Here is an 8,259-nt window from a genome sequence, read left to right as displayed (position 1 = left end):
GGCGGCGACAACGTGCCCTATGGCGAGGGCGCGAAGCCGCGGGTCGCCGCGGAATGAAACGGCCCGCCGTCGCCGATCGCGGACGCACAGGGGCCTGCGGACCGCGCGCCCCCGGCCGGAGGAGGGCTGCGCGGCATGGCTGAGTGCCGGTTCACCGCCATGAAGGCCGCGCTCGCGCCCCTGCGTGCGGCGATGTACGATTTCGACGCAGGCCGCGTGCGGCGGGCGCTCGACGCGGCGGCCGCGCCCGACGCGGTGTTCCGCCTTGGTCACCCGTTCGGCGAGACCACTGGCGTGGCGGCGTTCTTCGAGGTCGCGCTGGCGCCGCTTCTCGCGGCGATCCCCGATCTCGAGCGCCGCGACCACATCGTGATCGCCGGCGAGACCCGAGAGGGCGCGGACTGGGTCGGCTGCGGCGGCTGCTACACCGGGCGCTTCGCACGTCCGCTGCTCGACATCCCGCCGACGCGCCACCAGGTCGCCATGCGGTTCCACGAGTTCTACCGTATGGAGGGCGGACGCATCGTCGAGATGCAGGCGCTCTGGGACATCCCCGAGGTCATGCTGCAGGCCGGTGCGTGGCCGATGGCGCCGTCGCTCGGCCGCGAATGGCACGTGCCGGGGCCCGCCACGCAGGACGGGATCGTGCCTGGACCGCGCGACGGCGCGCGGTCGGACGCGAGCCGCGACCGCGTCCTCGACATGCTCGCGCACATGACGCGCCACCCCGTGCAGGGCGGCCCCGAGGTGATGGAGATGCCGCGCTTCTGGCACGAGCGGATGAGCTGGTACGGCCCCGCGGGCATCGGCACCGGCCGCGGGATCGACGGCTTCCGCCACTGGCACCAGATCCCGTTCCTGAACGCCATGCCCGACCGCGGCGCGCATGCGGACACGGTCGAGCATCACTTTTTCGGCGACGGCGACTACGCGGCCGTCACCGGCTGGCCCAACATGATCCAGACGCTCAGCGCCGACGGATGGCTCGGCATCGCGCCATCGGGTCGGCGCATCGCCCTGCGCAGTCTCGACTTCTGGCGGCTCGAAGAGGGGCGGATCCGCGAAAACTGGGTGCTGGTGGACCTGCTCGACGTCTACCGCCAGCTCGGCGTCGACGTGCTGGCGCGGATGCGCGAGTTCAACAAGGCGCGCGCGGGTTTCGACCCCATGACGGGGAGGGCGGCATGAGCGACACGCGCGACAAGCGGGGCGGCGAGAAGGTCACTGCCATGGACGTGGCCCGCGCGGCGGGGGTGAGCCGCTCCGCGGTCAGCCGCGTCTTCACGCCCGGCGCGTCCGTGGCACCGAAGACCGCCGAGAAGGTGCGCGAGGCCGCGACCGAGCTCGGCTACCGGCCGAACGTGCTTGCCCGCTCGCTCATCACCGGCAAGAGCCGGATGATCGGCCTCGTGGTCGCCTACCTCGAGAACTACTTCTATCCCGAGGCGCTCGAGAAGTTCTCGAACGCGCTGCAGGCCGAGGGCTACCACGTCCTGATCTTCATGGCCTCGCAGACCGCGAGCAACGTGGACGAGGTGATCGACGAGATCCTCGACTACCAGGTGGCGGGCATCGTCGTGGCGTCGGTCGCGCTCTCCTCGGACCTTGCCACGCGGTGCCGCGCACTCGGCGTGCCGGTAGTCCTGTTCAACCGGGCGCAGGACATGCCCGGCGTCGCCACCGTCACCTCGGACAATTTCGGCGGCGGCAAGCAGGTTGCGCGGCTGCTGGCGGCGGGGGGGCACGACCGGCTCGGCTACATCGCCGGGTGGGAGGGCGCCTCGACCCAGCGCGACCGCGAGGCGGGGTTCCGTGCGGGCCTCGCGGAAGCCGGGCGCGAGCTCTTCGCGCGCGAGGTGGGCGATTTCCATGCCGAAAGCGCCCGCGCCGCCGCGCGGCGCATGTTCGCGGGCGACGGCCCGCATCCCGACGCGGTCTTCGTCTGCAACGACCACATGGCCTTCGTGGTGATGGACGTGCTGCGCCACGAATGCGGCCTGCGCGTACCCGAGGACGTGTCGGTCGTGGGTTTCGACGACGTGCCGCCCGCCGCCTGGCCCGCCTACGCGCTGACCACCGTGCGCCAGCGCGCGAACCGCATGGTCGAGCGCAGCGTCGCGACGCTGCTCGAGCAGATCGAAACGCCGGGGGCGGAGCCGGTGCGCGAGGTGATCGACGCACCGCTGATCCTGCGCCGCTCGGCCCGCATACCCGAAGGATGGACACCATGACCGCCATGCAGGGCTTCGACCGCAAATTCCGCGACTTTCCCGACTACATCATCGGGATCACCCGCGAGATCTGGGAGGGGCGCGGCATCGCCACGCTGCACGACTACTACGCCCCGGACATCGTCGTGCGCTCGCCCTCTTCGGTGGTGGTGGGCAACCGGGGCGTGATCGCGGCCACCATGGCGACGCTGTCGGAATTTCCCGACCGCACGCTCCTCGGCGAGGACGTGATCTGGTCGGGCACGCCGGAGACCGGCATGCTCTCGTCGCACCGGATCATGAGCCATGCCACCCATTCCGGCGACGGCGTCTACGGGGCGGCGACGGGGCGGAAACTGCGCTACCGCATCCTCGCCGACTGCCATGCCCGCAACAACGCCATCGACGACGAATGGCTGATCCGCGACCAGGGCGCCATCGTCCGGCAGCTCGGGCAGGATCCCAAGGCCTATGCCCGCGATCTCATCACCCGCGAGGGCGGTCCCGCCGCCTGCCTGCGGCCCTGCACGCCCGAGACCGACGTGGCGGGACCCTATTCGGGCACCGGCAACGACGACGAGCGCGGCGCGCGCTACGCCGACATCCTGACGCGGATCATGAACGCGGACCTCGCCGTGATCCCGAAGGCCTACGATCGCGCGGTTCAGTCGCATTATCCGGGCGGTACCGAGGATCACGGGCATTTCGCGGTCGACCGTTTCTGGATCGGCCTGCGGGCGGCGTTTCCCTCGGCCGACTTCGCGATCCACCACGTCATCGGCCGCGACGACCCCGAGATGCCGCCCCGTGCCGCGATCCGCTGGTCGCTGACGGGCCGCCACGACGGCTGGGGAGTCTTCGGTGCCCCGACGGGGGCGCCCGTGCACGTCATGGGCATCTCCCATGCCGAGTTCGGCCCGTGGGGCTTGCGCCGCGAGTTCACGCTCTACGACGAAACCGCGATCTGGAAGCAGATCCTCCTCGCCACCGGCGATGTCGAGGACGCGACCGGTCCGCAGACCTGAAGGAGACACCGATCATGACACCGCAAGAGATGCGCGCCCGGACCGTCCGCTACGGGGAACTCCAGCCCTGCCGCACCGCCTTCATCGACGCCCACACGCCGGGCTCGGATCGGAAGGAGAACTTCACCATCATCGGCGGCGGGGTCAGCGAAAGCCCGGACCAGCACGTGCACATCGCGATCCCGCACGGCTTCAACATCGGCGCCGCGGGTCAGCCGCCGCATTGCCGCAACAGCCTGCATTCGCACCACACCGCCGAGGTGTTCTTCGTGCTCAAGGGCCGGTGGAAGTTCTTCTGGGGCCGGAGGGGCACGGCCGGGCACGTGATCCTCAAGGAAGGCGACATCTTCAACATTCCGACCGGCATCTTCCGCGGGTTCGAGAATGTCGGCACCGATTACGGGATGATCATGGCGATCCTCGGCGGCGACGATGCCGGCGGCGGCGTCGAATGGGCGCCGCAGGTGATCGAGGACGCCAAGGACCATGGCCTCGTGCTGGGCGAGAACGGCAAGCTTTACGACACCAAGAAGGGGCAGGCCCTGCCCGAGGGCGTGAAGCCGATGCCGGTCATGGACGAGGCGCAGCTCGCGACCTATCCCGAGCCGCACGCGTCCGAAGTCATCCCGCGCCATGTCGCGCGCTATCTCGACCTTGCTGCCATGGCCGACGGTGCGCCGGTCAAGGTCATCGGCGAGAACGGCAGGCTGCCGGACCGGCCGGGCTTCGAGGTCGACCTGATCACCCGCGCCTCCGCCACCGAGGACCGCCACAGCCACGACCGACCCTCCGTCCTGATGCCGGTCTTCGGGCACTGGCGGGTCGACTGGGACGGCGGCAGCGACATCCTCGCCCCCGGCGACACGATGAGCGTGCCCGAGGGGCTCGCGCACGCTGCCGTGCCGTCGATGACCGGAGAGGCGGCGCTCTACCGCGTGATCGGCACCGACGACCCGGCCGGACCCACGTGGAAAGGGTAGGGCCCGAGGACGTGCGCGACACGTACGACCGGCAGGCCGGCGTATTCGATGCGCAGCGCTCGCAGGCGCTGGTCGAGGCCGGCTGGCTCGCGCGGTTCGCCGACGCGCTGCCCGGTTCGGGTCGCGTGCTCGACCTCGGCTGCGGCACCGGCCGCCCGATCGCCGGGTGGCTCACGCGGCAGGGATTCCGCGTGACCGGCATCGACATCGCGCCCGCGATGATAGAGATCGCGCGCCGCCACTGCCCGGAGGGCGACTGGCGCATTGCCGACATGCGCAGGCTCGACCTGCCCGAGCGTTTCGACGGGCTGGTCGGCTGGGACAGCTTCTTTCACCTGTCTCCCGACGCACAGCGTGCGGTGCTGCCGCGCCTCGCCGGGCACCTGCGGCCCGGCGGTGCGCTGATGCTGACCGTGGGTCCCCGCGCCGGCGAGGTGCGGGGCCGGGTCGGGGATGCGCCGGTCTACCATGCAAGCCTGTCCCCCGCCGAATACGCCACGGCGCTCGAGGCCACCGGGATGCGCCTCGCGGGCTTCCATGCCGAGGACCCGGACTGCGGCGGACGCAGCGTGCTGCTGGCCCGCAAGGACTGAAGAAAGGAAAACGCCATGCCCGTCCAGAGCACCCATGTCGGCAGCCTGCCGCGCAGCCAGGAAGTCGTCGATTTCATCTTTGCCCGCGAACGGCAGGAGCCCTACGATCCCGCCGCCTTCTCGGCCGCGATGAAGCGCGCGGTGTCCGAGGTGGTGCGCCGGCAGGTGGAGGCCGGCATCGACATCGTGTCGGACGGCGAGACGTCCAAGATCAGCTACGCGACCTACGTCAAGGACCGCTATACCGGCTTTGGCGGCGACAGCCCGCGCAACGCCCCCGCGGACCTGAAGCTCTATCCCACCTTCCTCGACCGCGTCGCCCGATCCGGCGGAACGCCGAGATACGCCCGGCCCATGTGCGTGGGCGAGGTCAGGTCGAAGGGGCAGGGCGAGCTGCAGGAGGACATCGCGCACCTGAAGGCCGCCATGGCCGAACACGGCGCGCGCCGCGGCTTCATGAACGCGGCCTCGCCCGGCGTGATCTCGCTCTTCCTGCAGAACGGCCATTACCCGACGCGCGACGCCTACCTCGCCGCCCTGTCCGACGCGATGAAGGCGGAATACGAGACCATCGTCGCCGCCGGGCTCGACTTGCAGCTCGACTGCCCCGACCTCGCGCTGTCGCGCCACATGCTGTTCACCGATCTCTCCGACGACGAGTTCGTGAAGGTCGCGCACGGCCATGTCGAGGCGCTGCGCGCCGCGCTCGCCGACGTGCCCGAGGAGAAGGTGCGCCTGCACATCTGCTGGGGCAATTACGAGGGCCCGCATGTCTGCGACATCGGCATGGACAAGGTCTTCGACCTGCTGATGTCGGTGCCGGCCCGCCATGTGCTGTTCGAGACCTCGAACCCCCGCCACGGCCACGAATGGCAGGTGTTCCGCGACCGCAAGGCCGACATCCCCGACGACAAGGTGCTGGTGCCGGGCTGCGTCGACACCACGACGAACTTCGTCGAGCATCCCGACCTCGTGGCCGAACGCATCGGCCGGTTCGCCGCGATCGTCGGCAGCGACCGGGTGATCGCCGGATCCGATTGCGGCTTCGGCACCTTCGCTGGCTTCGGCGCGGTCGACCCCGAGATCGCCTGGGCCAAGCTCGCCTCGCTGGCCGAAGGCGCCCGGCGCGCCACATGACCCCGCTTGTCCTCGTTCCCGGCATGATGTGCGACGCCCGGCTCTTCGGCCCGCAGATCGCCGCCCTTTCGGGCACGCGCGCGATCCACTGCGCCCCGATCGGCGGGCACGACACGACCGCCGCGCTGGCGGCCGAGGTGCTGGCGCATGCGCCGCCCCGCTTCGCCCTCGCCGGCCTCTCCATGGGCGGCATCGTCGCCATGGAGATCGCCGCGCAGGCCCCCGGGCGGCTCGCGGGGATCGCGCTCCTCGACACGAACCCGCTGGCCGAGGCGCCGCCCGTGCAGGCGATGCGCGGGCCGCAGATGGAGAAGGTGCGCACCGGCGGCCTCGTCCAGGTGATGCGCGACGAGCTGAAGCCGCGCTACCTGGCCGACGGTCCGCGGCGCCGCGAGATCCTCGATCTCTGCATGGCGATGGCGCTGGCGCTCGGGCCGGAGGTGTTCTGCCGACAGTCCCTGGCACTGCGCGACCGGCCGGACCGGCAGGAGACGCTGCGCGCGCTGGACGTGCCCGCGCTGATCCTCTGCGGCCGGCACGACGCGCTCTGTCCCGTGGCACGGCACGACCTGATGCACGCACTCATGCCGCACGCGACCCTCGAGATCGTCGAGGATGCGGGCCACCTGCCGACCCTAGAACGCCCCGACGCGACCACTGAGGCGCTTCACCGCTGGCTCGAGGCCATGTGAAACTGGATCTTCGGGGCGCCTGGCGGCGGAAAAATGTTGAAGCCAAAAGGATACATAATCACGCTGACCGGGGCGGTGTAGCCGCAAACCGATAATCTTACCCGTGCGCTAAGCATAAGCGTCACTCTCCTCCAACCGACGATGCGGCGCGAGAACAGGTCGAGGACGGCGGCGACGTAAAGCCAACCCTCGGCGGTCCAGACATAGGTAAAGTCTGCCAGCCATTTCTGGTTTGGCCTCTCGGCGCGGAAATCCCGGTCGAGGAGGTTCTCCGCGATGACCGAGCGCGCGCCATCGTCCTTCGGCAAGCCGCGTCGGCGCGGTCGCGCCCGCAGGCCGTTCGCCTTCATCAGGCGTTCGATCCGATGCAGCCCGCAAGGCAGTCCATCCTCGAGCACGTCGCGCCAGACGCGTCGGGCGCCGTAGGTCCGGTCGCTGTCCTTGAAGCTTCGCCGCATCACCTCACTCAGCCTCTGGTCATAGAGGGAGCGGGCACTGGCGGGCCGGGCCGGTTCAACCAAGCATGGAAGCCGGAGCGGGATACCCGAAGCGCTGCGCAGAGGCGGCGCGGGCGACATCGGCATCGAGATAACGCCCCTCAACTCGGAGATGCTGGCCACCGACCATGCGCCTGAGCCGCGAGAAGAAGCTTTCGGCCAAATTGGTGTGCGAGCCATTGCGGCTGTAGGCCTCGGAATAGTTGATCCGGCGCATGTCAAAGTCGGGATCGAGCAGGTCCCAATGAGCAATCTCGTCGGCGGAGACGACGCTTCCGGGCGTGATCCACTCTCGCGCGAAGTCCACGCCCTCGGGCTCCCGAAGGAAGGTCCGCGTCAGTGTCCGCCCGCCGCGCTGACGCAAGACGACCACCACGCGGCGCTTGCCGCTGCGATTGGCCAGACGCCGCCGGTCGATCCGCTTCTCGCGCAGGTTGGCTGGTCGGACGCGGCCTCCGAACGCTGCCCCATCGATCTCGACCTCGCCTTCGAGACAGGCCTCCCGCGTCTCCGCTGTCATGGCTTCGCGAAGCTTGTGCATGAGCACGAACGCTGTCTTGTGCTGCACATCCAGATCCCGCGGAAGCTGCACCGCTGACAGGCCCTTCGAGGCGTTCGCGAACAGGCAGATCGCTGCCTGGGCAGGTCGACGAACGCCAGTTTGCGCGAGGCGAAGATGGTGCCGAACGTCACGCTGAACTGGCGGTGGCATGCCGCGCATTTGAAGCGGCGGCGGTTTGTCAGGTCATAGATATCGAGGCATCCGCAGATCGGGCACACGGGCGCGCCCTTCGTCTCCGGCCAACGCAGGCGGCAGAACCGTTGATAGGCCGCGTCTTCACCTTCTGAATAGATCGCCTTCAGCGAGAGAGTTCGTGCAGCCGCAGAGAGCAGGAAATGCTGAGCCATGATCGCCTCGCCACATAGCGCGTGTTCATATTATGTACTCAAGTGTCGACTGCGGCAGGTGTTTTGGTGCATCTGCTACCTAAGACCTAATGTCTGAACACTCTCTGGTTCATGGATCTTGCTGATGCGAGCGAAAAGCGGGAAGCTTGGCGTCGAGACTACAACGAGGTCAGACCGCACAGCGCGATCGGATACTGAACTGGCCCCGGTTTCGAC

At 69.2% G+C, this 8,259-nt stretch carries 7 protein-coding genes and 3 pseudogenes; 8 read left to right on the top strand and 2 right to left on the bottom strand.

From position 1 onward, the window contains the following. Positions 1 to 135 precede the first annotated feature (135 nt). The 7 genes from RISW2_RS22015 to RISW2_RS21985 are packed head-to-tail and all read left to right on the top strand — an operon-like array spanning position 136 to position 6,637. Positions 136 to 1,188, top strand: coding sequence for an ester cyclase (locus tag RISW2_RS22015; protein WP_043775250.1), 1,053 nt, complete (start codon positions 136 to 138; stop codon positions 1,186 to 1,188). Continuing rightward, complete coding sequence (locus RISW2_RS22010) at positions 1,185 to 2,231, top strand: LacI family DNA-binding transcriptional regulator (protein WP_043775248.1); 1,047 nt, start codon at positions 1,185 to 1,187, stop codon at positions 2,229 to 2,231. Before RISW2_RS22015 ends, RISW2_RS22010 begins: the two co-directional genes overlap by 4 nt. Before the next feature lie 5 nt (positions 2,232 to 2,236). After that, entirely contained in the window at positions 2,237 to 3,235 is a 999-nt protein-coding gene (locus RISW2_RS22005) for a nuclear transport factor 2 family protein (protein WP_043775252.1), read from the top strand. A 14-nt stretch (positions 3,236 to 3,249) separates the two neighbouring features. Next, complete coding sequence (locus RISW2_RS22000; RefSeq protein WP_043775245.1) at positions 3,250 to 4,215, top strand: cupin domain-containing protein; 966 nt, start codon at positions 3,250 to 3,252, stop codon at positions 4,213 to 4,215. 11 nt (positions 4,216 to 4,226) lie between these two features. Next, positions 4,227 to 4,808 (top strand): class I SAM-dependent DNA methyltransferase, encoded by a 582-nt coding sequence (locus tag RISW2_RS21995; RefSeq protein ID WP_043775243.1) that lies wholly within the window; start codon positions 4,227 to 4,229, stop codon positions 4,806 to 4,808. Positions 4,809 to 4,823: 15 nt separating this feature from the next. Next, a complete protein-coding gene (locus RISW2_RS21990; RefSeq protein ID WP_043775241.1) occupies positions 4,824 to 5,945 on the top strand; it encodes a cobalamin-independent methionine synthase II family protein in 1,122 nt (373 codons plus the stop codon). Continuing rightward, positions 5,942 to 6,637, top strand: a complete 696-nt coding sequence (locus tag RISW2_RS21985; RefSeq protein WP_043775237.1) for an alpha/beta fold hydrolase — start codon at positions 5,942 to 5,944, stop codon at positions 6,635 to 6,637. Before RISW2_RS21990 ends, RISW2_RS21985 begins: the two co-directional genes overlap by 4 nt. A 131-nt stretch (positions 6,638 to 6,768) precedes the next feature. Here RISW2_RS21985 and RISW2_RS21980 read toward each other — a convergent pair. Both RISW2_RS21980 and RISW2_RS24365 read right to left on the bottom strand, forming a co-directional pair. Further along, positions 6,769 to 7,199 (bottom strand): annotated as a pseudogene (locus tag RISW2_RS21980) (IS3 family transposase); the annotation flags it as partial. A 23-nt stretch (positions 7,200 to 7,222) separates the two neighbouring features. Then, a pseudogene (locus RISW2_RS24365) lies at positions 7,223 to 8,043 on the bottom strand (IS1595 family transposase); the annotation flags it as partial. Between the two features lie 90 nt (positions 8,044 to 8,133). Between RISW2_RS24365 and RISW2_RS24360 the strand changes: the two are divergent. After that, positions 8,134 to 8,241: pseudogene (locus tag RISW2_RS24360) on the top strand (integrase core domain-containing protein); the annotation flags it as partial. Positions 8,242 to 8,259: the final 18 nt, after the last annotated feature.

It is taken from the genome of Roseivivax isoporae LMG 25204 (assembly GCF_000521865.1).
GTDB classification, from domain to species: Bacteria; Pseudomonadota; Alphaproteobacteria; order Rhodobacterales; family Rhodobacteraceae; genus Roseivivax; species Roseivivax isoporae.
This window is presented reverse-complemented; position numbering and strand designations above follow the sequence as displayed.

Coding starts and splice junctions, on each gene's coding strand:
- RISW2_RS21985 (WP_043775237.1), top strand. CDS start 5,942: ATGACCCCGCTTGTCCTCGTTCCCGGCATGATGTGCGACGCCCGGCTC.
- RISW2_RS22005 (WP_043775252.1), top strand. CDS start 2,237: ATGCAGGGCTTCGACCGCAAATTCCGCGACTTTCCCGACTACATCATC.
- RISW2_RS22000 (WP_043775245.1), top strand. CDS start 3,250: ATGACACCGCAAGAGATGCGCGCCCGGACCGTCCGCTACGGGGAACTC.
- RISW2_RS22010 (WP_043775248.1), top strand. CDS start 1,185: ATGAGCGACACGCGCGACAAGCGGGGCGGCGAGAAGGTCACTGCCATG.
- RISW2_RS22015 (WP_043775250.1), top strand. CDS start 136: ATGGCTGAGTGCCGGTTCACCGCCATGAAGGCCGCGCTCGCGCCCCTG.
- RISW2_RS21990 (WP_043775241.1), top strand. CDS start 4,824: ATGCCCGTCCAGAGCACCCATGTCGGCAGCCTGCCGCGCAGCCAGGAA.